The organism is Vulgatibacter sp. (assembly GCF_041687135.1).
Classification (GTDB): Bacteria; Myxococcota; Myxococcia; order Myxococcales; family Vulgatibacteraceae; genus JAWLCN01.
The window spans coordinates 643,897-669,617 of record NZ_JAWLCN010000001.1 but is presented as its reverse complement, the minus strand read 5'-3'; the positions used below and the strand labels follow the sequence as shown (position 1 = coordinate 669,617).

Annotated in this window: 20 protein-coding genes; 5 read left to right on the top strand and 15 right to left on the bottom strand. The window is 69.4% G+C overall.

Annotation, left to right across the window (positions count from 1 at the left end; translation table 11 throughout):
* Positions 1–2 precede the first annotated feature (2 nt).
* Complete coding sequence (locus ACESMR_RS03055; protein ID WP_373044941.1) at positions 3–2,690, top strand: hypothetical protein; 2,688 nt, start codon at positions 3–5, stop codon at positions 2,688–2,690.
* Positions 2,690–3,289, top strand: coding sequence for a tetratricopeptide repeat protein (locus ACESMR_RS03050; protein ID WP_373044939.1), 600 nt, complete (start codon positions 2,690–2,692; stop codon positions 3,287–3,289). The genes ACESMR_RS03055 and ACESMR_RS03050 overlap by 1 nt, the downstream gene beginning before the upstream one ends.
* Here the strand turns inward: ACESMR_RS03050 and ACESMR_RS03045 are convergent.
* The 6 genes from ACESMR_RS03045 to ACESMR_RS03020 form a co-directional block, all read right to left on the bottom strand.
* On the bottom strand, positions 3,286–4,695 hold the full coding sequence (locus tag ACESMR_RS03045; protein WP_373044938.1) for a sigma-54-dependent transcriptional regulator: 1,410 nt from the start codon (positions 4,693–4,695) through the stop codon (positions 3,286–3,288). The genes ACESMR_RS03050 and ACESMR_RS03045 overlap by 4 nt on opposite strands.
* Positions 4,695–6,395: a two-component system sensor histidine kinase NtrB gene (locus ACESMR_RS03040; RefSeq protein ID WP_373044937.1), complete on the bottom strand. Its 1,701-nt coding sequence runs from the start codon at positions 6,393–6,395 to the stop codon at positions 4,695–4,697. Before ACESMR_RS03040 ends, ACESMR_RS03045 begins: the two co-directional genes overlap by 1 nt.
* A 20-nt stretch (positions 6,396–6,415) precedes the next feature.
* Complete coding sequence (locus tag ACESMR_RS03035; RefSeq protein ID WP_373044935.1) at positions 6,416–7,681, bottom strand: type II secretion system F family protein; 1,266 nt, start codon at positions 7,679–7,681, stop codon at positions 6,416–6,418.
* A gap of 66 nt (positions 7,682–7,747) precedes the next feature.
* The gene (locus ACESMR_RS03030; RefSeq protein ID WP_373044933.1) at positions 7,748–8,848 is read right to left on the bottom strand and encodes a type IV pilus twitching motility protein PilT; all 1,101 of its coding nucleotides are present in this window, start codon (positions 8,846–8,848) and stop codon (positions 7,748–7,750) included.
* Positions 8,849–8,865: 17 nt separating this feature from the next.
* Entirely contained in the window at positions 8,866–10,566 is a 1,701-nt protein-coding gene (gene pilB / locus ACESMR_RS03025) for a type IV-A pilus assembly ATPase PilB (RefSeq protein ID WP_373044932.1), read from the bottom strand.
* Positions 10,567–10,797: 231 nt separating this feature from the next.
* Positions 10,798–11,760: a bifunctional riboflavin kinase/FAD synthetase gene (locus tag ACESMR_RS03020; RefSeq protein ID WP_373044930.1), complete on the bottom strand. Its 963-nt coding sequence runs from the start codon at positions 11,758–11,760 to the stop codon at positions 10,798–10,800.
* 160 nt (positions 11,761–11,920) lie between these two features.
* Here ACESMR_RS03020 and ACESMR_RS03015 point away from each other — a divergent pair, with 160 nt between their 5' ends.
* Positions 11,921–12,271 (top strand): response regulator transcription factor, encoded by a 351-nt coding sequence (locus tag ACESMR_RS03015; RefSeq protein WP_373044928.1) that lies wholly within the window; start codon positions 11,921–11,923, stop codon positions 12,269–12,271.
* Here ACESMR_RS03015 and ACESMR_RS03010 read toward each other — a convergent pair.
* Positions 12,268–14,760 carry an ATP-binding protein gene (locus ACESMR_RS03010; protein ID WP_373044926.1) on the bottom strand — a complete coding sequence of 831 codons (2,493 nt, stop codon included), beginning with the start codon at positions 14,758–14,760 and terminating at the stop codon, positions 12,268–12,270. The two genes, ACESMR_RS03015 and ACESMR_RS03010, sit on opposite strands and share 4 nt — an antisense overlap.
* A 12-nt stretch (positions 14,761–14,772) precedes the next feature.
* Positions 14,773–16,095: a 5'-deoxyadenosine deaminase gene (locus ACESMR_RS03005; protein ID WP_373044925.1), complete on the bottom strand. Its 1,323-nt coding sequence runs from the start codon at positions 16,093–16,095 to the stop codon at positions 14,773–14,775.
* Positions 16,096–16,230: 135 nt separating this feature from the next.
* On the opposite strand from ACESMR_RS03005, the gene ACESMR_RS03000 reads away from it, so the two are divergent.
* Complete coding sequence (locus ACESMR_RS03000) at positions 16,231–16,767, top strand: DoxX family protein (RefSeq protein ID WP_373044923.1); 537 nt, start codon at positions 16,231–16,233, stop codon at positions 16,765–16,767.
* On the opposite strand, the gene ACESMR_RS02995 is transcribed toward ACESMR_RS03000, so the two are convergent.
* From ACESMR_RS02995 to ACESMR_RS02970, 6 genes are all read right to left on the bottom strand, one after another.
* Positions 16,764–17,270 carry a cytidine deaminase gene (locus ACESMR_RS02995; RefSeq protein ID WP_373044921.1) on the bottom strand — a complete coding sequence of 169 codons (507 nt, stop codon included), beginning with the start codon at positions 17,268–17,270 and terminating at the stop codon, positions 16,764–16,766. The genes ACESMR_RS03000 and ACESMR_RS02995 overlap by 4 nt on opposite strands.
* 70 nt (positions 17,271–17,340) lie before the next feature.
* Positions 17,341–18,183: a purine-nucleoside phosphorylase gene (locus tag ACESMR_RS02990; RefSeq protein WP_373044920.1), complete on the bottom strand. Its 843-nt coding sequence runs from the start codon at positions 18,181–18,183 to the stop codon at positions 17,341–17,343.
* 2 nt (positions 18,184–18,185) lie between these two features.
* Positions 18,186–18,914, bottom strand: coding sequence for a hypothetical protein (locus ACESMR_RS02985; protein WP_373044918.1), 729 nt, complete (start codon positions 18,912–18,914; stop codon positions 18,186–18,188).
* A gap of 26 nt (positions 18,915–18,940) precedes the next feature.
* On the bottom strand, positions 18,941–20,245 hold the full coding sequence (locus ACESMR_RS02980) for a thymidine phosphorylase (RefSeq protein ID WP_373044917.1): 1,305 nt from the start codon (positions 20,243–20,245) through the stop codon (positions 18,941–18,943).
* A 138-nt stretch (positions 20,246–20,383) separates the two neighbouring features.
* The gene (gene deoC, locus ACESMR_RS02975; RefSeq protein WP_373044915.1) at positions 20,384–21,157 is read right to left on the bottom strand and encodes a deoxyribose-phosphate aldolase; all 774 of its coding nucleotides are present in this window, start codon (positions 21,155–21,157) and stop codon (positions 20,384–20,386) included.
* A gap of 122 nt (positions 21,158–21,279) precedes the next feature.
* Positions 21,280–22,533, bottom strand: a complete 1,254-nt coding sequence (locus ACESMR_RS02970; RefSeq protein ID WP_373044913.1) for a GYF domain-containing protein — start codon at positions 22,531–22,533, stop codon at positions 21,280–21,282.
* A gap of 116 nt (positions 22,534–22,649) precedes the next feature.
* On the opposite strand from ACESMR_RS02970, the gene ACESMR_RS02965 reads away from it, so the two are divergent.
* Positions 22,650–22,958 (top strand): FYDLN acid domain-containing protein, encoded by a 309-nt coding sequence (locus ACESMR_RS02965; RefSeq protein ID WP_373044911.1) that lies wholly within the window; start codon positions 22,650–22,652, stop codon positions 22,956–22,958.
* 132 nt (positions 22,959–23,090) lie between these two features.
* Here the strand turns inward: ACESMR_RS02965 and ACESMR_RS02960 are convergent, their stop codons facing one another.
* Positions 23,091–25,433, bottom strand: a complete 2,343-nt coding sequence (locus ACESMR_RS02960; RefSeq protein WP_373044909.1) for a tetratricopeptide repeat protein — start codon at positions 25,431–25,433, stop codon at positions 23,091–23,093.
* Positions 25,434–25,721 lie beyond the last annotated feature (288 nt).

Below are 25,721 nucleotides of genomic sequence, written 5' to 3'. Positions count from 1 at the left end.
CGATGGGCTTCAGAATCACCGAGCGATCCCTTCCCCTGCTGCTCGCGGCGCTCGTCGCGCTGCCGGTGCGCGCCGGAGCGGATTACCTGTACAGCGTGTTCCGCGAGGGCTGCACCACCGACACGGTGACCCGCTACTCGGGCGCCGATCCGATCATTGCAACGGTGCACCTCGAGGGCACCGAGATCGATCGCATCGCAAGCAACTACATGACCTGGGGCGGTTTCCAACTCGTCAGCGACAGCTTCGTCGAGACCACGCTGCCCAACAACGACAAGGTCAAGCACCTCAGCAAGACCAAGGGGCGCCTGTACGCACTGCGGCTCTTCAAGGAGAAGACGCCCAACAGCAACCAGTGGGAGTTTCTCACCTACAACAACGACACGGTGCTGGACTCCTGCGACATCACCTCGACCGACCGGACGTTCAGCGGCTCGAAGAACCAGGCTTGCATCTTCGAGGCCGGCGAGATTCTCACCCAACGCCCGAAGCGCAACACGTACGGCATGGCGAGCCGCCACATCTACACCGGCGTCATGGGGACCAAGCGCACGCCCACCACGGGCAATGAGGGCGCGGTCACCATCCCGATCACCAGCACCCAACGGCTCAACCTCGATAGCTACGTCCCCACCAGCGACCACACCAATTGGGGCTCGCTGAACCTGCTGGGCCTCTCGACGCTGGAGGCCTACCTCGGATCCTCGAGTTCGGTGCAGGCCCTGCGCACGGCGTGGGAGGCCTACGTGCCTCGGGTGTCTGACGCCATGGACAGCAGCGAGCTGCCCACCGGCCTGCCGGAATCGGTGACCAGCAGCACCCTGCAAAGCCCCACCAACCTCCAGCTCGCCAAGATCCTCAAGTGGCTGCACGGTGAGGGAGCGATCCGCGACTGGGACCTCGGTGACATCTACCATTCGTCCACGGCGGTGGTTGAAGCCCCCGAACGCTATTACCGTGATCGCGCCTATCCCTATTTCAAGCAGATGTTCAAGAAGCGCCCGGAGATGATCTACGTGGGCGCGAACGACGGCATGATCCATGCCTTCCACGCCGGCAACGACGTTTACGCCGGTGACCCGCCGCTCGGCGACAACTGCGGCGGCACCCCGCGCTACCGCCCGGGCGACGAGGCCTGGGCGTACCTGCCGGCGAACATGCTGGCGAAGACGCTGGTGGCTGTCGAAGGCGGCCGGCAGCGCTTCTACTCACAGGATCTCTCCTGCCGCTTCACCGACGTCCAGATCGACACCTCGTTCACCACCTGCGACGAGACCAACTGGAAGTGGCCCTGGCAGCTCAGCGCCTCCGAGCAGCACAAGGCCTACTGTGGCTGGCGCACGCTCCTCCACTGTGGCCAGGGCTGGGGCGGCTCCTGGTACGTGACCCTGGACGTCACGGATCCGATGGCGCCATTCCGCAATTCCGACGGAACGATGGCCTGCTCACGCACCGATCAGGGCAAGCCGATGCAGGCGCTGTGGGAATTCACCTACCAGCCCACCTCCACCAGCTCGGTGGCCATGGGCAAGAGCTGGTCGCTCCCGTTCATCGGCCTGGTCAACTTCGACGGCGTGCCCAAGTGGCTCACGATGATGGGAAGCGGTTACAACACTGACCATCACAACTGCCCCAAATACAGCACCGGCGGTGGTGGGACCTGCTCTTCGATCACCACCAGCAACAAGGGGTCGGTCCTCCACGGCACCAAGAAGTCGTTTGGCTGGCTGAATTTGAACTACGACGGCGCCTACCCGGACCACGGCGACGGCATCGGACAGGGTGCCGAGGGTGCCTACTCGTGGGTCCTCGACGTTGCGAACGGCGAGGTGTTGAAGTCCTTCACCTTCGACAACCAGAAGGCTGCCGTCGCCGATATTCCTGCCGTCGACAGCGACATGAATGGCTTGATCGACGCCGCCTACGTGGCCGGCTGGGATGGTGGGTTGGCCCGCATCTATTTCGGCGATACGAGCACGACGCTTGCCAGCATCGGCCACCGCAACGGCACCGATCTCTGTCTCGTGAGCTCGATGGCGGGCCAGCGCATCCTCGCCACCCATCCGACCGCCTTCGGTGTCCCGCCCCGCTCGACCGATACCTTCCGGGACCGGGTGATGACCGTCCTCGGCAGCGGCGTGAACAGCGGGGACGATCCGGACCAGCAGCGCAACAACGGCAACTACTGGGACATCGACGCCCGCATCTTCACCGACACGGGTTCATCCACCTGCCCTTCGGGTTCGGCTATCGTCTGCGGCGCGAATAGCTGGTGGACGGTCAACGACAACGACCAGGGCCAGAAGCCGCGCCTTCTCGGCGCCCCGATCTTCTCCCGGCAGTCGAACGGCGATGACTGGATCATCTACACCACCTGGTCGCCGCCCGGTGACCAGTGCTCGAAGGAGGGCGTCGCGCGCCTCTGGTGCCTCGACGTGACCAACGATACCGCCTGCAGCGAGTGCGACGGGTTCGAAGCCAACGGCAACCGCTACAGCATCACGCTCTATGCTGGCGAGCAGCCGCCGTCCGCCCCTGTCGCCGCCGACGGCAATATCTACGTCGCGGGCGAGGACGGCCCAATGCAGCAGGGCATTACGAACAGCGATGGCCAGGGACCGAACGCCAACTCCTTCGCTCCCACCACAGCTGTGCTGCCGCGCGTCGTCTCCTGGCGGGAGACGTTCTGATGAACGGCGCCTTCCGCGGGCTGATCGCCGTGCTGCTGCTCGTCGGGTGCGGGAACGCAGCCGATCGGGACGCCGATGCGGGCCTCGAGCGGGCCCGCGCCGGCGATTTCGAGGGAGCTGCCGTTGCTTTCCTGCGAGCCTTGGAGGCGGACGAAACCCATCCGAAGGCGCTCTACAACCTCGGGCTGCTCCGGGGTGCACAGGGGGATTCCCGGGCAGCGGAGGCGCTGTTCGCGCGATTCGTCGCAGCCCACCCCGAAGATGCGCTCGGGCGCTTCGAGCATGCCCGCGCCCTGGCGCAGCTCGACGAGCCGGAGCCCGCACTGCAAGAGCTCCAGGAAGCGGTGCGACTCGGCTTCTCGGATCACGCCGCTCTGGTCGCCGGTGACTTCGAGGCGCTGCGAACCGAGGTACCCTTCGTGATGCTCGAGGTCACGGTGGCGCAGCGCAGCGGCACCGCGCCTCTGAGCGCGCGGGCCGCCGCCGAGCAGCCGAACGCAGCAGCCCCGACACCCCGAATCCGGCCGCCGCGCAACCAGGACGAGAACTGCGCCCCCACCGCCGCGACGACGCTCGTCCCTGCGGATCCAATCCCCTAGTTCGGCTCCGCCTCGGTGGAGCCCTGCGGCGTCTCCATCTGCAGCTTGGCGAGGCGATAGCGGATGCTGCGGAAGGTGATCCCCAGGACCCGGGCGGCTTCGGTCTTGTTTCCGCCGGTCTGCGCCAGGGCCTTCTCGAGCATCTGCCGCTCGCAGGCGTCGAGCCACGCCTGCAGGTCGAACTGCGGCGGGATCCCCTCCCCTGCCATCGGCGCCGCCACCGACGCGGCGGAGCCCTCGCGGCCCCGAACCTGCGCCGGATAGACGTCGGGATCGATGAGCCCCTGCTCGGAGAGCGTCGCCGCCCGCTCCATCAGGTTCTCGAGTTCGCGCACATTTCCCGGGAAGTCATAGTCGAGCAAGGCGGCCTGCGCCTCGCGCGAGAGGTGGAGTTCCCGCCCCTGCTCTTCGCCGAAGCGGCGCAGGAAGTGCTCGGCGAGAAGCAGCACGTCCTCCCGGCGCTCGCGCAGCGGTGGCACCTTCAGGCCAATGACGTTCAACCGGTAGAAGAGATCCTCGCGGAACCGCCCCGCCCTCACCTCTTCCGCCAGGTCACGGTTGGTGGCGGCGACGATGCGCACGTCGACCTCGACGTCCTTGACGCCGCCCACGCTACGGATGGTGCGCTGCTGCAAGGCCCGCAGCAGTTTCACCTGCACCTGCAGCGGTAGCTCTCCGATTTCGTCGAGGAAGAGCGTGCCGCCGTGCGCCACCTCGAAGAGGCCGGGCTTGGCGTGGTTGGCGCCGGTGAATGCGCCGCGCTCGTGGCCGAAGAGCTCGCTCTCGATCAGCCCCTCGGGGATCGCGCCGCAGTTGACGGCGACGAACTCCTTCTCGGCCCGCGGGCTCCGCTCGTGGATCGCCCTGGCGACGAGCTCCTTGCCGACGCCGCTCTCGCCGGTGACGAGCACCGTGGTCCGCGCCGCGGCGACCCGCGTGACGAGCGAGAAGAGCTCCCGCATCGCCACACTCTTGCCCAGCAGGCCGCCGACCCGCGTCCGCTCGCCGAGCTGCAGCTTGAGCGACACGTTCTCCCGGACGATGGCGCGCTTCTCGAGCGCCTTGCCGACGACGACGAGCAGCTCGTCCACCTTGAACGGCTTGATCACGTAGTCATAGGCGCCGAGCTTCATCGCCTGCACCGCGTTCTCGGTGGCAGCGAAGGCGGTGATGATCACCACCTCGGTGTGCGGCCACACGGCTTTGGTGCGTTCGAGGACCTCGATGCCGGAGTGCCTGCCGATGCGCAGGTCGGAGACGACGAGGTCGAACTCCTCCTCCGCGACCCGGGCGCACGCAGACGGCCCGTCCTCCTCGAGCACCACCGAGTGGCCCGCCTTGCGCAGCAGGATCTCGAGCATCTCGCGCATCGATCGTTCGTCGTCGACGACCAGGATCCGGGCCATCAGCTCTCCTCCGCAGGCGCGGGCAGGACCAGGGTGAAGCAGGTGCCGACGCCCGGGGTGCTTTGCACCTCGATCTGCCCCCCGTGGGACTCGACGATGCGGTGCACGGTCGCGAGCCCCAGGCCGGTGCCCTGCGCCTTGGTGGTGAAGAAGGGGTCGAAGATGCGCGCGAGGAGCTCGGGCTCGATGCCGCAACCGGCGTCCTGCACGGCGATGAAGGCCGTGCCAGCGCTCTGCCCCGGCCCGCAGCGGAGCACGAGGGTGCCATCCGTCCCGGAGGCCTGCGCCGCGTTGAGGAGCAGGTTCCAGAGGACCTGCTTGATCTGCGCCGGATCGATGCGGGCGTGGGCATCGGCGATCTCGCTCTCGAGGCGAAAGCGCGCCAGCCGCGGATCGGCGGAGAAGACGTGCATCACCTCGCCGAGCAGCTCCGGCAGGGAGAGGTCGCGGGCCTCGGGCGCTGCGGGGCGCGCGAAGGCCAGGAAGTCGGTGACCAGGCTGTTCAAGCGATCGGCTTCCCGCAGCACGATGTCGAAGAGGCGCTGGTCCTCCTCGCCCTGGGTCCTGCTCGCTGCGAGCATCTCGATCGAGCCGGACATCGAGGCGAGCGGATTCCGCAGCTCGTGGGCGAGACCCGCGGAGAGCTCACCCACCGTCGCCAGTCGCTCCGATCGGGCAGCCCGCGCTTCGAGGTCGCGAAAGGGGGTCAGGTCCTGGAAAACGGCGGAGGTACCGAGGCGTCGCCCCTCTCCGTCGATCAGCGGGTTGATGGTGAAGCCCAGTACCCGGGTGGAGCCGTCGGGCCGCTGCCAGGTGCACTCGAGGCGCTGCAGCGTATCTCGCGCGCGGCCCAGCGCCGTCCCGAGCACCGGAAAGATGCGGTCGAGCGGCTCGCCGCGCAGGGTCTCGAAGCGGGTTCCGAGGATGTCCTCGCCTGCCCGGTTGATGAAGCTGACCCCGTGGTCCTCGTCGGTGGTCACGATGCCCGACGAGATCGAGCGAACGATCGCGTCGTGCAGCGCCCCGAGCTTGCTCAGGCTCTCCTCTGCCACCTCGGCCCGGGCCCCCGCCCGCTCGAGCTGGCCAGCGACGTACGACGCTACGACGGCGGTGAGGCCAAAGGCGGCGCCGTGGGTGAAAATCACCTGGTAGAGGTCGGCCCAGCCGAGCGCCGTGACGTTTCCCTCGGCGGGAGCGATCCAGCCGAACTGCATCACCAGCACCAGGGTGATGTGCGCGAAGAAGGCCGCGCTCGCGGCGAACCACGCCCCCTGCCGCGCGAGCAGGATGCCGCCGTTCACCACGGCGAGCAGGTAGAGGAAGGTGAAGAGGGACTCGGCGCCGCCGGTGAGGTAGACGAGCGCGGCCGCGAAGGCGACGTCGCCAACGATCTGCACCAGCGCCAGCTCCCGCAGCCGCCGCTTGAGCCGAAGCAGCAGGACGACGCCGATCTGCAGGAGGTTGGTGCCGACGGCGAGGCTGGAGAGCGAGATGGTGCTGCGCCCGCCGAGCGGCTCGCCACCCTTGAAGGTGATGACGGCGGTGGTGCCCACGAGCACCGTCACCGCCGCGACACGAAACGCAGCCAGCCAGAGCAGGCGGCGATGCAGCTCGGCCTGTTCCCCGTCGAGATGATGGGCGCCGCCCTCTGCGGTGGCTTCTCCTGCCACCGCAGGAAGCGCGGCGTTCGCGTCGAGCACGTCGATCCTCTGCAGGTGGGCTACTTGATGCCCTCAGCCATGGTGAAGATCGGCATGTACATCGCGATGAGGAAGAAGCCGACGATTCCGCCGAGGAACACCATCAAAAAGGGCTCGATCATCGCCGTGAGTGCTGCAACAGCGGCATCGACTTCTTCATCGTAGAAGTCGGCGATCTTGTTGAGCATGGCGTCCATCGCGCCAGTCGCCTCGCCGACGCCGATCATCTGCACCACCATCGGCGGAAACACGTTGGTTTCAGCCAGCGGCACGGCGATGGTCTTGCCTTCGGAGATACGGTCTCGGGTGTAGCGTACGGCCTTCTCGACCACGAAGTTGCCCGCGGTTCGAGCCGTCACTTCGAGCGAGTCGAGAATGGGCACGCCCGAAGAGAGCATGGTGCCGAGGGTGCGCGTGAATCGAGCAACCGCAACCTTCCGCAGCACGTTGCCAATGACCGGAACCTGGAGAATGAACCGGTCGAACGCTTCCTTCCCCTTTTCTGTCCGTAGCGCTCGCGCGAGAGCCACCGCGAAGACCACGATGCCGCCGACGATGTACAGGATGGTGTCCTGTAGGAAGTGCGACATGTCGATGACGATCTGGGTCGGCCCCGGCATCGTGCCGCCGAAGTCCTTGAACATCTTCTCGAAGACAGGCGTGACGTAGAGCAGGAGGATGGCGACGCAGCCAACCGCGACGATCAAGACGATCGACGGGTAGACCATCGCCCCCTTGACCTTGCTCTTCAGCTTCTCGGCCTTCTCGATGTAGACCGCGAGCCGATTCAAGATCGTATCGAGAATACCGCCGAGCTCGCCCGCCCGAACCAGCTGCACATACAGTGTGTCGAAGACCTTCGGGTGATGGCTGAGCGAATCCGCAAACGTCGACCCCGTCTCGACCCGCTCCTTCACGTCCTTCAGGACCGCCCGGAACTCCAGGTTGTCCATCTGGTTCGCGAGGATATCGAGCGCCTGCACGATCGGCAGACCCGCATCGATCATCGTCGAGAACTGCCGGGTGAAGATGACGAGGTCCTTCTTCGTCGGCCCGCCGATCCCCGGGATCTTGATGTGGATCTCGACCGGCTTCTTCTTCACCTGCACCGGCTGCATGCCCATCTGGCGCAACCGTGCATTGACCGCGTCGACGTCCGCGGCCTCCATCTCGCCGGCCTTTTCCTCGCCGGTGCGGGTCTTGGCCGTCCATTTGTAGGTCGGGAGCTTCGGCGCCTGCTTCTTGGGCGCCTGCTTGGTCGTCGTCGACGCTGCGGGACCGGCCATCTCGCCACCTCCGGGATGCCCCGGCAATCTATCAAAGGTTCAAAAACTGTCGAGGAAGCGAGCGGATCAGGTGGTCCGCACCGCCCCGGTCCGCGCACCCATCGCCGCCTGGCTCAGGATGTTCCGCAGCTCGTCCTGGTCGGACGACCGCCCCATCGCCTCGTCCATGGTGATGAGGCGCTTCTGCACCAGCGCCGCCAGGGACTGGTTGAAGGTCTGCATCTGGAACTTGTTCTGGCCCACCTGCATCTGGCTGTAGACCTGGTGCAGCTTGTCCTCGCGGATCAGATTCCGGATCGCGGGGTTGGGCACCATGATCTCGAGCGCGAGCACGCGGCCCGGCCCGCCGGCCCTGGGCAGCAGGTTCTGGGTCACGACACCCTCGAGCGTGAACGATAGCTGCGCTCGCACCTGGTCCTGCTGGAAGGGCGGGAAGATGTCGAGGATGCGGTTGATGGTCTGCACACAGGAGTTGGTGTGCAGCGTCGCGAAGGCGAGATGACCGGTCTCGGCAATGGTCAGCGCCGCCTCCACCGTCTCCTGGTCGCGCATCTCGCCGACCAGCACCACGTCGGGATCCTGGCGCAGGATGTACTTGAGCGCCTTCTTGAACGACGCCGTATCCGCCCCCACCTCGCGCTGGTTCACGAGGCAGTTCTTGTGCGGATGCAGGTACTCGATCGGATCCTCGATCGTGATGATGTGGTCGTGCCGGTCGGTGTTGATCTTGTCGATGATCGACGCGAGCGTGGTCGACTTCCCGGAGCCCGTCGGCCCGGTGATCAGTACGAGCCCGCGCGGCTTCTCGGCGAAGGTCGAGACCACCGGCGGCAGCCCCAACTCGGCGAACGAGAGGATCTTGAAGGGGATCGTCCGGAACGCGCCCGCCACCGCGCCGCGCTGCATGAAGACGTTGGCGCGGAAGCGCGACAGCGCCTTCACGCCGAAGGAGAGATCGAGCTCGTTCTCCTCCTCGAACCGATGCTTCTGTGCATCGGTGAGGATCGAGTAGCAGAGCTGCTTGGTCTCCACCGGCGTCAGCGGCGTCGTCTTCAGCGGCACGAGCTTGCCGTCGATGCGCAGCTGCGGCGGCGAGCCGGTGGTGATGTGGAGGTCGGAAGCGCCCTTCTCGACCATCGCCTTCAGAAGCTGGTGCAGATTGGCCATCTAGGGACCCCGGGAAATCAGAACCGGTCGGGAGCGGTGTTGCCGACGACCTCTTCGATCGACGTCATGCCCGACTTGAGCTTGTTGATGCCGGCCATGCGCAGCGTGAGCATGCCGAGGCGGATCGCCTCCTGCTTGAGCTCCGCGGTGGAGGCGCCGTTGATCACGAGCTCCTTGAGCCCGTCCCAGAACGGCATCACCTCGTACAGAGCGACACGGCCCTTGTAGCCGCGGCCGTTGCAGGTATCGCAGCCGCCCGGCTCGTAGACGGTGAAGGACCCGATCTCCTCCGCCGGCACGCCGATGTCGAGCAGCGCCTGGTCGCCGATCTCCGCCGGCTTCTTGCAGTTCTGGCAGAGCCTGCGGGCCAGACGCTGGGCGACGATCACGTTGACCGACGAGGTCACGAGGAAGGGCTCGATGCCCATGTTGAGCAGACGGGAGACCGTCCCCGGGGCGTCGTTGGTGTGGAGGGTCGAGAGCACGAGGTGGCCGGTGAGCGCCGCCTTGACCGCGATCTCCGCCGTCTCGAAGTCTCGAATCTCACCGACCATGATGATGTCGGGATCCTGGCGGAGGAAGGAGCGCAACGCCGCGGCGAAGTTGAGGCCGATCTCTTCGTGCATCTGCACCTGGTTGATGCCGAAGAAGTTGAATTCGACCGGGTCTTCCGCGGTGGAGATGTTGTCGGAGGTCTCGTTGAGCTTGCCGAGGGCCGAGTAGAGCGTGGTGGTCTTACCCGAACCGGTGGGGCCGGTGACGAGGCACATGCCGTAGGGCCTGGCGATCGCCTCGTTGAACCACTGCAGCTGCTGCTCCTCGAAGCCGAGCTTGGTCATGTCGAGCTGCAGGTTCGACTTGTCGAGCAGACGGAGCACGACCTTCTCGCCGAAGAGCGTGGGGCAGACGGAGACACGGAAGTCCATCTCCTTGCCCTTGCCCAGCTTCAGCTTGATGCGGCCGTCCTGCGGCAGGCGCCGCTCGGCGATGTCGAGCTCCGACATGATCTTGAGACGCGAGATGATCGCGTTCTTGAGCTTCATCGGCGGCTTCATCACCTCGTAGAGCACGCCGTCGACGCGGTACCGGACCCGGAAGCTCTTCTCGTAGGGCTCGACGTGGATATCGGAGGCGCCCTTCTTGATCGCGTCGAGGAGGATCAGGTTGACGAGGCGCACCACCGGCGCTTCGTCGGCGGCCTTCTCCAGGTCGACGATGTCGTCGTCGTGCCCGTACTCGACCGAGATCTCGCTCTCGTCGAAATCCCCGAGCACGTCCTCGTAGGACGGCATCGGCTGGCCGTAGCACTTCTCGATCGCCTCACGGATGGCGACCTCGGAAGCGACCACCGCCTCGATGTTGTAGCTGGTGAGGAATTTGAGGTCGTCGACCGCGAAGATGTTCGACGGATCGGCCATCGCCACGATGAGCGAGGCGCCGGCGCGGTTGACGGGGATGAGCTGGTATTTCTCGCAGACTTCGCGCGGAACGAGCCGGAGGACCTCGTCCTCGATCTCGAAATCCTTGAGATTGATCGCCGGCACGCCGTACTGGCGGCTGAGGAACTCGGTGAGCTTGGTCTCCTCGATGACCCCGCTCTTGATCAGCGCCGAACCGATGCGCTGTCCCGACTTGCGTGCCTCGTCCTGCGCCTTCTGCAGCTGCTGCAGCGAGATCAGATTCTCGCGAACGAGCAGCTCACCCAACCGTCCCGACATGGTGGACGTACCCCTGTGTTCGTGAACCGGCAGCAAGCAGCCTTCCCCCTTCGGGCTGCGCGCGGACGGTTCCCCCCGAGTGCAAAGTCGCGGGCAGGATACTGGGGCAATGGGGTGGGGTCAACTTGTCGGCAGGGGCGAAAACCGCTGGATTGACCGCAATTTGCGCGTCCCTGTGGGCGGACGTGGGCCCGCCCTGCCACACCCTGAGTAGCCGCCGCTGCGACACGCTCAGGGCGCCGGCACCGGGCCGAATCGAAGCGCCCCCTGCCGCTCCACGATGGAGCGGGCGGCCTCGATGTCCTTGTGGATCTGCGCCACCAGCTCCGCGGGCCCGGCGAAGCGGTGCTCGCCGCGCAGCCGCTCGAGGAAGCCCACGGCGACCCGCCTGCCGTAGATGTCGGCGCTCACGTCGAAGAGATGGACCTCCACGGTCCGCTCCTCGGTGCCGAAGGTCGGCTTCACGCCGACGTTGGCGGCGCCGCCGATCACCCCGGGCAGCCCCTCCACCGCAGCCACCACCGCGTAGACGCCGCTCGCAGGCTGGAGCTCGGTATCGGGGGCCACGTTGGCGGTGGGGATGCCGATGGTCCGGCCCCTGCCCCGCCCCGGCACCACCGTGCCGTCGAGGAGGAAGGGCCGCCCGAGCAGCCGCCAGGCCTGGCTCACCCGCCCCTCGAGGACGAATTCTCGGATCTTCGACGACGAGACCACCAGGCCGTCGACCGTCACCGCCGGCACGGTGTGGACCCGGGCCGCCTCGCCGGCGAGCGCCGCGAGCATGGCCACGTTGCCCGACCGCCCCTTGCCGAAGGTGAAGTCGTGGCCGACCACCACGTCGGCGGCCTGGAGCCCCTGCACCAGATCCCTGCCGACGAAATCCTCGGCGGTGCTGCCGGCGTAGGCCTTGTCGAAGGGCTGGAGGACCACCGCGTCGAGGCCGGCCTCCTCGAGGAGCTGGAGCTTGCGGGGCACCGAGGCGATCCGTGCCGGCGCGAAGTGCGGCGAGAGCACCGACGCCGGATGGGGCTCGAAGGTGAGCAGCGCCGCCTTGCTCCCCGCGGCGCGGGCGAGCGCCTTCGCGGTGTCGAGCAGACGCCGGTGGCCGAGGTGGACGCCGTCGAAATTGCCGATCGCCACGGCGCTGTTCGGCAGGTTGCCGTGGGCCTCTGCGATCGAGCGGTAGATCTCCATCCGGCCCACGTATGCCAACCGGCAAGCGCCGTCAACGAAGCAGCCAGGCCCCGGGCCCACGCTCCGGGTGTCTGGGCCCCGACGAACGCCGCGGCGTAGAAATCTGGCATTCGACCCGCCGGATCCCCACTATTGGGCGAGGGAAAGCAGGCGCCGCGGAATGAAACTGCTGATCATCGACGACGACCGGGCGATCCTCGAGAGCCTCGAGCTGGTGCTGGAGCTCGACCACGAGGTGACCACCGCCGCATCCGCGGTAGAGGGGCTCCGCGTGGCGGAGGCCGGCAGCTTCGACGCGATCCTGCTCGATCTGATGATGCCGGGGATCGACGGCCTCGAGGTGAAGCGCCGCCTCGACGCAGGCGGCGTGAAGACGCCCGTCCTCATCCTCTCCGCCCGGAACAATGTCGAGGAGGCGGCGAAGTCCGCAGGGGCCGCGGGCTTCCTGGTGAAGCCCTTCCGCGTCGAGGCGCTGGAGAAGCTGCTGGCGCAGCTCCCCACCGCCGCCTAGCGCTTCGAAGCATCGGGCAGCAGCACCACGAAGCGGCTCCCCTCGCCGACCACCGACTCCACCTCGATGGTGCCGCCCAGCGCGTCGACCAGCCGCCGCACCAGCGAGAGCCCGAGGCCGAAGCCCGGCTCGTGTTTGTGCTCGATCGGCTCGAGCTGCACGAAGGGATCGAAGATCCGCCCGAGCAGCTCGGGGGCGATCCCCGGCCCGGTGTCGCGCACCTCGATCCGCTGCAGCTCCGCCTCGCGGGAGAGCCGCACCTCCACCAGGCCGCGCTCGGTGTAGCGCAGGGCGTTGTCCGCCAGGTTGGCGAGGATGCGCCGGACGATCCGCTCGTCGCCGTGGAAGGTGGGCAGCGCGCCGCTCTCGAGCCGGAGCTCGAGCGAGCGGGCCCGCGCCTCGGGCTCGAGCCCGGCGAGTACGTCCGCTGCCAGCGCCCGGAGATCGATCGGCTCGGCGACCACCACGAGGCGCTCGGTCTCGACCCGCACGTATTCGAGCAGCGATTCGATCAGCCCGTGGAGCCTGCGCGAGGAGCTCTCGATCTTCTCCACCACCGTCGCCTGCCGCTCGTCGAGCCCCCTCCGCCGCAGCGCCTCCAGGTAGAAATCGATGCTGGTCAGCGGCGTGCGCAGCTCGTGGGAGCAGAGGCCGAGGAAGGTGCTCTTCGCCTGATCGGCGACCTCCGCCCGGTCCCGCGCCTCGCGGGCCTGCTCGAGTGCCTCCTCCAGCTGGCGCCGCCGCAAACCCACCTCTGCCGCCAGGGCCTCGAGATCGACGAGCTGGCTCGCCAGCTCCTGCTGCAGCCTGTCGCGGGTGCGCTTCATCGCGACCAGGTTGCCCACCCGGGCGCGGAGCTCCTCCACGGCGAAGGGCTTGGTCAGGTAGTCCTGGGCCCCTTCGCGAAGCATGCGCGCCCGCAGCTCCTCGTCCGCCTTCGCGGTGAGCAGAAGGAAGGGGGTGCCGTCGAGCTCCCGGTGCTGCCGCGCCTGCCGGAGCAGCTCGTCGCCGCCCATGCGCGGCATCATCACGTCGCTCACCACCAGATCGGGCCGAAGCGCGAGCGCCTTCTCGAGCCCCTCGGCGCCGTCGGCGGCGACGACGACCCCGTAGCGCTCCTTGAGCGTCTCGCAGACGAAGCGGCGCAGGTCGGGGTTGTCCTCCACGACGAGGACGAGCGCCTCGCCCTCCCCGACCGCCTGCTGCTCCGCCGCCTCGGCGGCGCTCGTCGGTACGAGCAGCTCCACCGGCACCTCCGGCGCCGCGAGCGCCTCCGCCGCCTCGGCTACCGCCACGTCCGACGAGGCCCGCAGCGGCACCTCGAAGCGGAAGAGCGCGCCGCCCTCGGGCGCGTCGCCCACCTCGATGCTGCCCCCGTGGAGCCGCACGAATTCCTCGGCGATGGCGAGCCCGAGACCGATGCCCCCGTACTGCCGCGTCGCGGCGCTCTCGCCGGTGGCGAAGCGCTGGAAGATCGCCTGCCGCTTCTCCACCGGCACGCCGGGGCCGCTGTCGGCGACCTCGACCATGGCGCGACCGCCCTCCGCGGTGAGACGCACGCGCACCGTGCCTCCAACCGGAACGATTTTGAACGCGTTGGAGAGCAGGTTGAGGACCACGCGCTCGATCTTGTCGGCGTCGACCTCGGCTTCGAGCCCCTCGGGGATCTCGCGCAGCAGCCGGATCTTCCGGTCGGCGGCGAGGCCGTCGAAATGCGCCGAGGCGATCCGGACGAGCTGCGCGAGGTCGATGCGCGCGAACGAGGCGGCGAGCTTGCCCGCCTCGAGGCGCGCCACGTCGAGGAGCTCGTTCACGTGCTTGAGCAGCGTCCTCGCGTTGCGCTCGATCACCTCGAGATCCCGGCGGTCCCGCTCGTCGCTGGCAGTCTCGTGCATCCGCTCGGCGGGCCCGAGGATGAGCGCCAGCGGCGTGCGCAGCTCGTGGCTCACGTTGGCGAAGAAGCGCGCCCGCGCAGCGTCCGCCTCCTGCACGTGGCGGTAGAGCTCCTCGAGCTTCTTGTTCTTCTCGAGCAGCTCCAGCCTGCGGGCTTCCGCCAGCTCCGCGGAACGCACCAGCGACTCGATCCGCGGCATCAGCGGAAAGAGCAGCATGCCCGTCGCCACCGAGGCGATGGCGGTCACCGCCTTGACGAAGCCGGAGAGCCAGTAGTTCGGCACCCAGATCGTCCACACCGCCATGAAGTGGGTGAAGCCGCACGCCGCGATGAAGAGCCCGAAGGCGAGGAACATCGAGTGGAAGGGCAGGTTGATCCGCTTCACCAGCCACCACAGCGTGATCGAGATCGAGACGTAGGCCAGCCCGATCAGCAGGTCGGTGGAGAAGTGGAGCCACAGCAGCGAGGGCGTCCAGAAATAGCAATGCCCGTGGGGCATGAAGGTCTGGTTGGCGAAGATCGTCTCGAAGAGCTCGGACAATCCGCCCGCTGCTGCGACGGGTGCCCCACCGGCACCGTGGGCTGCGTGATCCATCGACTCGCTCCGCTAGAGGGTCTGCGCGATCCGGTCGGACTCGGATCGGGCGGTGGCGACGATCCGCTCCTCGTCGAGGGTGGTGAGCGCACGATCCCGCAGCACCCGCCTCCCCTCGATCCAGACGTCGGTGACGTCGCTCGAACGTGCAGCATGGACGATCGCGCCACAGACGTCGTCGCCAATCGGCGTGGTGTGCAGGCGCTGCAGATCGACGAGCGCGAGGTCGGCGCGCTTGCCCGGCTCGATCGATCCGATCTCCGCTTCGAGGCCGAGGGCCCTGGCGCCACCCAGCGTCGCCAGCTCGAGGACCTGCGCCGCCGGCATCGCCCCGGGCCCGAAGCGCGGCTTGTGGAGCAGCGCCGCGAGACGCATCTCGACGAAGGCGTCGAGGTCGTTGTTGCAGGGAGCGCCGTCGGCGCCGAGGGCCACGTGGATCCCGCGCGCGAGGAAATCGGGGATCGGCGCGATCCCACTGGCGAGCTTCAGGTTGGACGCGGGGCAGTGGACCACGTGGCTGCCCGTCGCGCGCAGGAGCTCCACCTCCCCCTCGGTCGGCCAGACGCAATGGGCCAGGGCCACGTCGCTGCCGGTGAGGCCGAAGCGGTGCAGCACCTCGATGTTCGGGGCGCCGAAGCGCTCCCGCACCGCCTCGCCCTCCGCCGCGTTCTCGCTGGCGTGGGTGTGGAGGCGCGCGCCCAGCCGCCGTGCGAGCTGCGCCACCTCCCGCAGCAGCCCGTCGCTGCAGGAGAGGACGAAGCGCGGCGCGAAGGCATAGCGGGCGAGCCCCTTGCCGTGCCAGCGCCCGCAGAGCGCCTCCGCCTCCCGCAGCGACGCCTCGGTCGCCTCCCGCAGGCCGGCGGGCAGATCGGCGCCGTGATCCATGTGGGCCTTGCCGCCGGTGAGGCGAAAACCCGCACCTTCCGCAGCTTCGAAGATCACGTCGGTGTGGCGGGCGGTGCCCATGTCGAGGATCGCGGTGGTGCCGCCGCGGATCAGCTCGGCGATCCCGAGCCGGGCGGAAGCGTCGAGGGAGCGCTCGTCGTGGGCCGCCTCGAAGGGCCAGATCCGCTGCCGCAGCCAATCGAGGAGCTCGAGGCCGTCGGCCCGGTTGCGGAAGAGGGTCTGGCAGAGGTGGACGTGGGCCTGCACGAGCCCGGGGATGAGCGCCTTGCCGCTCGCCCGGATCCGCTCGGCGCCTGCAGCCGCCTGCGCCGCAGCCCCGCCGCCCACCGCCTCGATCCGGCCCCCGCGGACGAGGACGTCGGCGCCGTGGAGGATGCGGCGGGCGGGATCGAGAGTGACCACCGTTGCATCGACGATCAGCTGGTCCATCGCTCTGGTCTACCACGCGGGCTGCCTGCCCACCTGCCCTGCGGGGAAGCGGCGCCCCGTCCCGCCGAGCCTTGCGCGCTCCTCGCCCGATCCAGAGCTTGCGATCTCGAGGCCAACGATTCCCGGGAGGTTCCGATGGCGGAAGCACGTGCAGAGCGCCCCTTCACCGTGCGCTCGCGAACCGCGGCCTGGGCGCTGGAGCGCGCCTACGTGGCGGCGCCGCTGGTGCTGCGGCTCACGGTGGGGCCGATGCTGCTGGCCCACGGTCTGAACAAGCTGCTCGGCTTCTCGGCAGCGGTGCAGGGCTTCACCGACATGGGGATCGTTCCCGCCAGCTTCTGGGTGGGCCTCGTGGGCCTGGTCGAAACGGTGGGTGGCGCCGGCCTGATCCTCGGCTTCTTCACCAGGCTCTCGGCGCTCGCCAACTTCGTGGTGCAGCTGGTGGCCCTCCTCGTGGTGCACCTGCCCAACGGCTTCTTCGTGCTGGGCCCGGGTGGACCGGGCTTCGAGTTCAATCTCGTCAACGTCGGCTCGCTGCTGGCGTTGCTGATCCTCGGCGGCGGCGCGATCAGCGTGGACCACCTGATCCACCGCAAGACGCACCGGCTCGAGACCCGGCGGACACCCACCACGCCGGCGGTGCCCTCCACGCCGAAGGGCACCCGCGTCTAACGCTTGCCCGGCAGGTAGCTCCGGTCGAAGCGGTGGGGGAGGAGATCGCCCAGGTGCAGCTCCTCCCGATCGCCCTGCGGGTTGGCGAGCAGGATGGGGATGTCGCCCTCGGCGAGCTCGGCGAAGGACTGCAGGCACATGCCGCAGGGCGGCGTGGGCCGCGCGGACGGGGCGACGACCGCGGCGGCGAGGACTTTGGTGGCGCCGCGGGCGATCGCCTGCCCCATCGCGTTGCGCTCGGCGCAGAGGCAGAGGCCGTAGGAGCTGTTCTCGACGTTGCAGCCGGCGTAGATGCGGCCGTCGTCGCCGAGGACGGCGGCGCCCACCTGGAATTTCGAGTAGGGCGCGTAGGCCCGCTGCCGCACCGCGAGCGCGGAGGTGAGCAGTCGCTCCATCCGCGCCGGGCTGGGCTTGCCGGGCCTGGGCTTCGTCGCGGTGTCCCGGCGGGGAGCCGCCGTGGCCTTGCGCCGCGGGGCTGCTGCGGTCTTCTTGCGGGTTGCCATGGGCGGCGAGCATAAAGCCCGCCGCGCCGCTGGCAATTCTCCGGCGCCGCTCGCTGCTCGCTCCCCGACGTTAGCCGCGCCGGTGCCGTGCAGCTGCAGGCAGGAAGGCCGAGAGGAGCGCGGTGAAGCGATCCTTCACCTGCTCCGCCACCTGCGCCACCTCCTCGTGGCTCAGGGGCTTGTCGCCGATGCCGGCGGCGAAGTTGGTGATGCAGGAGATCCCCACCACCGGCACACCCATGTGCGCCGCGGCGATCACCTCGGGCACGGTGCTCATCCCCACCGCGTCGGCGCCGAGGACGCGGAGCATGCGGATCTCCGCCGGCGTCTCGTAGGTTGGGCCGGAGAGGAAGCAGTAGACGCCCGCCCGCAGATCGGCGCCGAGCCCAGCCGCCACCTCGTCGAGGAGCCCGCCCAGCGTCGTGTCGTAGGCGGTGCTCATGTCGGGAAAGCGCGGCCCGAGGCGCGCGTCGTTGGGGCCGTGCAGCGGGTTCATGGTGCCGAGGTTGATGTGGTCGGTGATCCGCATCAGGTCGCCGGGCGCGAGATCCCGGCGGATCCCGCCGGCTGCATTGGTCACCACCAGCGTCTTGATCCCGAGCCTGCAGAGCACGCGGGCGGGGAAGGCGACCTGCGCCGGCGAATAGCCCTCGTAGAAGTGGACGCGCCCCTGCATCGCCACCACCACCGCGTCGCCGAGCCTGCCGATCACCAGCCGCCCCGCGTGGCCCGGGACGCTGGAGGTGGGAAAGCCCGGGATCTCCTCGTAGGGGATCACGGTGGCGTCGGTGAAGGAATCGGCGAAGGCGCCCAGCCCCGAGCCCAGGATGATGCCCACGTCGGGCCTCAGGTCGGTGCGGGAGCGAAGGAGCGTGGCGACTGCGTCGAGCTGCTCGATCAATTCGGACTGCATGGTCAGGGAACCTCGGCGACCCGCGGCATCTGGCGGCGGAGATCGCCCTTCTTCGCGCCGGCGAGGCGGCCTGCAGCCTCGGGGCCCGGCAGCTTCTCGGGGCTCTGGCTCTCGCGCTGCGGACCGACCCAGCGGATGCCGTCCCAGCGGTAGATCACGTAGGCGTAGTGGTGCTGATCGAAGAGCTGCTCGCGATCGCCGCGCAGGTAGGTCCAGGCCACCACCTCGTCGCCGGGGGTGGAGGGATCGACGTCCTCGATCGAGAAGCCGCCCTGGCTGCGGAAGTCGATGATCTCGGGCACAAGCGGCCGGAACATCTTCCCGTTCCAGCCGTAGATCTGGAGGGTGAAGTCGCTGTCGCCGACCTGCGAGGGCGCGGCGCCGACCAGCACCACGCCGTTGCCGATGGGCGAGATCTTCCTCACCACCGCGCCGGCGCGCTCTAGCCCCTTGCCCTGCAGGCGCTGCGCGAAGCGGAGCTTCGGGGGCTGCTTGCCCTTCGCCGGCTCGAAGATGGCGATCGAGACGTTGTTGGCGAGCTTGCCGGTGGGCTCGCCGACGGAGATCCACTCCTCCTTGCCGTCGCCGTCGATGTCGCCGGTGAGGGTCTGGACGAGCTTCTGATCCCGGAGCATCTGCTCCTGCATCGACGCGTGCCACTTCTTCGGCACTTCGGCCGCTGCCGCGGGCAGGGCGATGAGGACGGCGAGCAGGGCGAGCAGCAGGGGCATGTCGTTCTCTCCGTGGGTCGTTCGTTTCAGGCGATCCGCTCGAGGAAGAGCGGGCGGGGCGCCGGCGGCTCCCCGGCGAAATCGTACGCAGCGGCGAAGCGCGAGAGCGCGGGCTTCGCCTTCTCCGGATCACGGACGTGGGCCAGCGCGATCGCTTCACCCCGCTCCACCCGGTCGCCCATCTTCTTGCGGAGGACGAAGCCGACGGCGAGGTCGATCGCGTCCTCCTTGCGGGCGCGACCGGCGCCGAGCATCACGGCTGCGTGGCCGATCTCCTCGGCGCGGATGTCGGAGACGAAGCCGGCGTGCGGCGAGGGGATCTCCACGACGTGCGGTGCCCTCGGCAGGCGCGTCGGGTCGTCGATCTGCCCGGGGTCGCCCCCCTGCGCCTCGACCATCCGGCGGAAGGCGGCGAGGCCGCTGCCGTCGGCGACGGCGGCCCGCAGCCTCTCGCGGGCGTCGTCGAAATCCTCGGCAACCCCGGCCAGAACGAGCATCTCCGCGCCGAGCTCGAGGGTGAGCGCGGTGGTGTCCTTCGGGCCGCTGCCCCGGAGGATCTCGATCGACTCCATGATCTCGAGGGCGTTGCCCACCGTGGTGCCCAGGGGCTCGTGCATGTCGGTGAGGCGGGCCACCACCTGCCGGCCCATCTCCTTGCCGATGCCGACCATGGTCTGCGCGAGCAGGCGGGCCTGATCCTGCGTCTTCATGAAGGCGCCCTGCCCCACCTTCACGTCGAGGACGAGGGCGTCGGCGCCTTCCGCCAGCTTCTTGGACATGATCGAGGAGGCGATGAGCGGGATCGACTCCACCGTCGCGGTGGCGTCGCGCAGGGCGTAGAGCTTGCGATCCGCAGGGGCGAGGCGCTCGGTCTGGCCGATGAGCCCGACGCCGATCTCGCGGACGAGCCGGCGGAACTCCTCAACGCCCACGTCGACCCGGAAGCCGCTGATCGATTCCAGCTTGTCGATGGTGCCGCCGGTGTGGCCGAGGCCGCGCCCCGCCATCATCGGCACCTTCACCCCGCAGGCGACGACCAGCGGCACCAGGGGGATGGAGATCTTGTCGCCGACGCCGCCGGTGGAGTGCTTGTCCACCTTCACGCCCGGGATATCGGAGAGATCGAGGACGTCGCCGCTCTCGAGCATGGCGCGGGTCCAGGCGCCGAGCTCCGCCTCGTCCAGGCCGCGGAAGAAGATGGCCATCGCCATCGCCGCCGCCTGGTAGTCGGGAACCTCGCCGCTCGTATAGGCCGCGATGAAGGAGGCGATCTCGGCAGGCTCGAGCCGACCGCCGTCCCTCTTCCGCTTGATCAGCTCGTAGGCGCGCATCGCTCCTCGGGTACCACGCAGGGCCTTGCCGCTCAACGGCACACCTGCCCATGTCGGGAGGCGCGCCGATCGATCGCTCGGCGGGCTGCTTTCGTGCCGAACGGCCCGGCGTCCGGCTTCATTTCCGGCGTTTGCCCGTCAGTAACCGCCGCCCTCGGGCAGCGTTCCCTCGACGATCGCCACCGACGCCGAGGCGCCGATCCGGTCGGCGCCGGCGCGGAGCATCCGCATCGCATCCTCGGCGGTGCGGACGCCGCCGGAGGCCTTGACGCCGAGGTCGTCGCCGACCGCCCTGCGCAGCAGCGCCACGTCCGCCTCGGTGGCGCCGCCGCCGCCGAAGCCCGTGGAGGTCTTCACGAAGGCGGCGCCTGCAGCCTTGGAGAGGGCGCAGGCCAGGAGCTTCTGCTCGTCGTCGAGGAGCGAGGTCTCGAGGATCACCTTCACCGGCCAGGGCCGCGCCGCTGCCACCACCGCCGCGATGTCGCGGTGGACGGTGGCGTAGTCCCGGGATTTGAGCGCGCCGACGTGGACCACCATGTCGATCTCGCGGGCGCCCCGCCGCACCGCGTCCGCGGTCTCGAAGGCCTTGGCCTCCGGGGTCATGGCCCCCAGGGGAAAGCCCACCACGGCGATCGGCTTCACCTCGCTGCCGGCGAGGGCCCTGGCGGCGCGCTCCACCTGCGAGCCGTTGACGCAGACGGTGGCGAAGCCGTGCCGCGCCGCCTCGGCGCAGAGCGTCTCCACCTCCGCCGCGGTGGCGTCGGCGCGCAGCAGGGTGTGGTCGATGAAGGGGGCGATCTCCCGGGGGTTGGTCGGGAGCGGGCGCTGCACGCGCCGCGGGGCTGCCGCTGCGGGAAACGCGCGGATCCGCTCGGCGACGAGCTCGACGAGGTGCTGGAGATCTTCGGGCATGAGGGGGCGCATCCTAAGGGCGGGCATGACGCGGTGCAAGATGACCACGGGGCTGCCATCCGCCGCGCCGCGCGGGGTTCAGGTAGCCCTGCTCGCCCGATGCGCCAGCGCCTCGCGAAGCGTCACTTGCCGGCGATGACGAGCGGCACCGTGAGCTCGAGGGGCTCGCCCTCGAAGGCGGGGAAGCGGACGTCGCGGGTGCGATCGGCGAGGCAGACACCGAGCTCCCCGCCGCCGTCGGCGACCGAGGCGGTGGTGACCACGCCGGTGGGCGCCACCACCGCACGGACGGTGACGCTGCCGGGGCGGTTGCCGGTGGAGGTGTGATCGAGCACGCAGCGCGAGTAGCCCGGCAGGCGGGTGGCCAGGGCGGAGCGCACCGCGTTGCCGGCGAGGGAGGCGCCGGCGGGCAGGTCGATCGCGCCGAGCCGCACCGGGCCGCTTCCCGTCGCCGCCGCGCCGGTGGCCTCCGAAGGCGCCGGCGCAGACGCAGGCGCAGCCGGCAGCAGGAAGAAGGCGGCCGCGGCGAAGAGCGCAGCGAGAATCACGCCGGCGGCGACGAGGCGCACCACGCGGCTGGAGCCGGTGCCCTCCTTCGCCGGCGCGGTGGCGGTCGCTGCCCGGCCCGGCGCTGCGCGCGGGGCGCCGGCGTCGGCCATGGTCCAGCCCGGCGCCGCTGGGGCACTCGGCTTCGGGGCCGCCGCGGGCGCTGGGACTGCAGGGGTGGGCTCCGCCGGCGTCGACTCGGTCTCGTTGCCGGAGAAGAGCGCCGCGGGATCGAGCGGCCCCTCCTCCACCGGCGGCGCCTCCTCCACCGGCGGCTCCTCCGCGGCGACGGGCAGCGCCGCGGCAGGTGCCGTCGCTGCGGGGAGGAGCGCAACCAGCTCGTCGACGCCCTCGAGCCGCTGCCAATCTCCCATCCCCTCGCGCCAGACGTAGTTGCGCGCGGTGAGGCCGCCGCTCGCGAGCTCCATCGCGAGCTCGTCCCGGGACATCGGCCCGAGCTGCTCGCCGTTGCGCATCGCGTACCATTCGGCGCCGGGCTCCTCGGCCCTGGCGAGACGCTGCGCCTCGGCGGCGTCCATGGTCCGGGTGGCCTGCTCGTCCCAAGCAGGCTCCGCCGGCGGGCCGCCGACCTGGTCGAAGGCGCTGGGCGCAGCGGCGCCTGCTGCAGCCGCCAGCCGCATCGCCTCCGAGGCGGAGAGGGTCCGGGTGGCCTCGTCGCCGAAGGTCGCGGGCTCGGGCTGGGCAAGGGCCGGATCGCGCACCACCATCACGGTGCCGCAATTCTTGCAGCGGATCTTGAGGACCCGACCCTGCACCTTCTCGTCGGCCAGGGTGTAGCGCGTCAGGCAGGACTCACAGGCAAAACGCATGGCGCGGATAGTACACGAAGCGCCGCCGGGGAGGAGGGGTTGTCCTTGACTTGTTGGATCCCGTGCCGTAAGCGGCCACACCGACTTTTCGTGCGCGCACGCAGGGGAAGCCATCCATGAGCCCAGCGAGAGATCTCGGCACCCGGCACAGCTGTTGGAAGTGCGAGACCAAGTTCTACGACTTGAAGAAGCCCGCTCCGATCTGCCCGAAGTGCGGCGCGGATCAGCGCGAGAGCCCGGCTCTCAAGGAGCCGCCCAAGGTGTCGAAGAAGGCAGCTGCCGCGGCGGCTGCAGCGGCGCCCAAGCCCCGCAACCAGGAGGAATCCGAGGAGCGCGAGGAGGGTGTCGAGGAGGACGAGGGCTTCGAGAGCGACGAGGAAGAAGACCTCGGCGGCGACGAAGAGGAGTCCGACGAGGACTTCTGAGCCCGGGTTCTTTCGGCACCGAAACGACGAGCGGCCGATGCGCACCTTCCGGTGCTGCCTCGGCCGCTTTTCTTTTCCGGGTCCCGGAAGGCCCCGGGCCCGCCCATCGGCAGGCCCGGGCTGGCTGCTACCTCAGCGCATCCGCGCGAGCAGCGTGCGGGCGTCGTCCGCGTTGCTGCCGCGGGGATCGAGCTTCAGGTACATCTCCAGCGCGTCGACCGCCTGCTTGCGCTGGTCGCGGTCGCGCTGGCCCGCAGCTGCGGACATCCGCCCGAGGAAGTAGTAGGGCGGCGCGTAGGTCTCGGAGATCCGGGTCGCCCGTGCGTAGCGCTCGAACGCCGCGGTCAGGTCGGGACTGGGGCCCTCCTCGAGGACGCGGCCCAGCTCGGTGAGGGCGAGCGCGAGGTTCGGGCCGGTCGCCGCCAGGCCGAACTCCTGCAGCGCCTTCTCGAGCTCCTCGCGGGCCTTGGCGAACTCGCGCTTCTCCCGCCAGATCTGGCCGAGCTTGGCGCGGGCCTCGGGCATCTTGCCCCCGTCGACCTCGATCGCCTTCTCGTAGGAGGCGCGGGCCTTGTCGATGTCGGGGACGGCGCGCCAGGCGTCGCCGAGGAGCACGTGGATCCGGCTGCTCTTCGGGAAGGTCTCGAGGGCGGTCTGGAGCGCGGAGACCGCCTCCTTCGCCCCACCCTGCTTCGCGAGGAGCGCCCTGGAGAGATCGACGTAGAAGGAGGCGCGGCGGTCATCGATCTTGATCGCCTCGCGGATCTCCGCGACGGCCCGATCGATCTCCCCGTCGCGCAGCAGCCGCCGGCCCCGCATCAGGCGGGTGTCGGGGTTGCTCGGATCGAGGGTGAAGGCCTCCTCCTCGAGCTTCTGCCCCTCGGGGCGCTTGCCCTGCGCGAAGAGGAGCTGCGCCTTCGCGAACTTCGCGAGCGCCAGCTGCCGGGCCGAGATCGCGCCGTCGGGCAGGCCGAGGACCTTGCCGATCTGCGCGCCGGCCTCCTCGAGGAGGCGGTCGCGATCGGCGCGGGCCATGTCGGCCTCGTTGGCGTCGAGGATGAGCAGCGCCTTGCCGAGGAGCGAGTCGGCGTGCTCCTTGTCGATGCGCAGCGCGGTGTCGTAGAGGGTCCAGGCGTCGCCGTCCATGCCGCGACGGCGGTTGAGCTGGCCCAGCGCCGCGAGGACGCGCACGCTGTTGGGCTCGAGCTTCTGCGCCTCCTTGAGGCTGAGCGCCGCCCTGTCCAGCTCGCCGCTCCACATCTGGATGATGCCGAGGGTGGTGTAGAGCAGGCCGGACTTCTGCTGGGAGAGGACCTTCTCGAGCTCCTCCTCCGCCTGCTTCGCCTCGCCGGAGAAGAAGCGCACGTAGGCGTCGGCGGCGAGGATACGGCTGTGGTCCTCGCCGGCGTCGCGGGCGTCCTCGAGATGCTGCAGCGCGCGGCGCTTGAAATCGTCGCCCTCGCCCTGCTCGCCCCAGCGCAGCGCGGCGATGTACGCCAGGTAGGCGTGGGCCACGTAGTTGTCTGGCTCGAGCTCGAGGATCTCCGCGGCGGCCTCGCTCGCGTCCTTGTAGGAGGCGTAGGTGTCCTTGCGGATCTCGTCGTTGGTCCTGGTGAGGAGCTTCTCGATCTCGCGATCGCGCTCGGCCCGCCAGCGGGTGTACCCGAACCAGCCGCCGAGGCCGATCACCAGCACGACCACGGTGACCACGAGGCTGACCAGCCCGCGCTTCGCGCTCTGGGCGGAGGCGCGCGGCTCCTCGTCCTCGTCCTCCTCCCAGCGGCGGGTGTCGAACACGACCGGCGCGGGAGCAGGAGCGGGGGCCGGCGCCTGCTGGACCGGCGCGGGGGCAGGCGCGGCGAACTTCACCACCTCCACCGGAGGGGCGGCGGGAGCCTCCTGCGGCGGGAGCACGGGCGGCGCCGCGGAGACCGGCGCGAGCACCGGCGCGAGCACCGGCGGAGCTGCCGGGGTGCTCTCCGCGGGCGCGGCGGCCACCGGCTCCGGTGCGGGCGCCGGCGGCTCCTCCACCACGGGGGCCTGGGGAAGCGGCAGGTCGTACTCGGCTGCGATCGCTGCGACGGCAGCATCACCGGGCGCCGCATCGGCAGCGACGCGCACCGCGATCTCGGCTGCGGGGCGGTCGCCGCCGCGGACGAAGAGATCCACCGCGAGGCGCAACGCCGCCTCGTGGGCCGGCTCGATCTCGAGCGCGGGCTTGATCTCGTCGAGGGCCTTCTTGTCCTTGTTCTGCGCGGCGTAGACCCGGGCGAGGAGGACGCGGCCCTCCGGCTTGTCGGGATGCGCGCGCACGCCCTTCTTCGCCACCACCATCGCTTCCATGAAGCGGCCCATCGAGAGATAGGCGTCGGCGAGGGCGAGATGGGCATCGGAGGCGGGATCCGACGCAAAGGCGTGTTCGAGGGCAGCCAGCTCTGCAGGCGTGGGCTTCGGAGCGGAATTCTTGTCGGCCATTTTTCGGGACCACACCCGGGCCCGTCTTGGTGGGCGTCGGCGCGAAAAAGACTGCAAAAAGCGAGAACTTGTACCTAGCAGCGGAGGGGTGGGCTGTCAATTGAACGGCTGCCCAATCGAACGCCTACGCGCACCGACATCTCGCACCCGTTGTGAGATCGAGGTGGCCCCTGGGCGGCCGCTGCGCGGCGGTGTGGTGCCGAAGAAAAAGCTGGATCGCGGAAGAAAGCGCCTTGACACCTACGGGGTGGATCTATAGGTTCCGCGCCACTTCGCAGGCGGGTCATT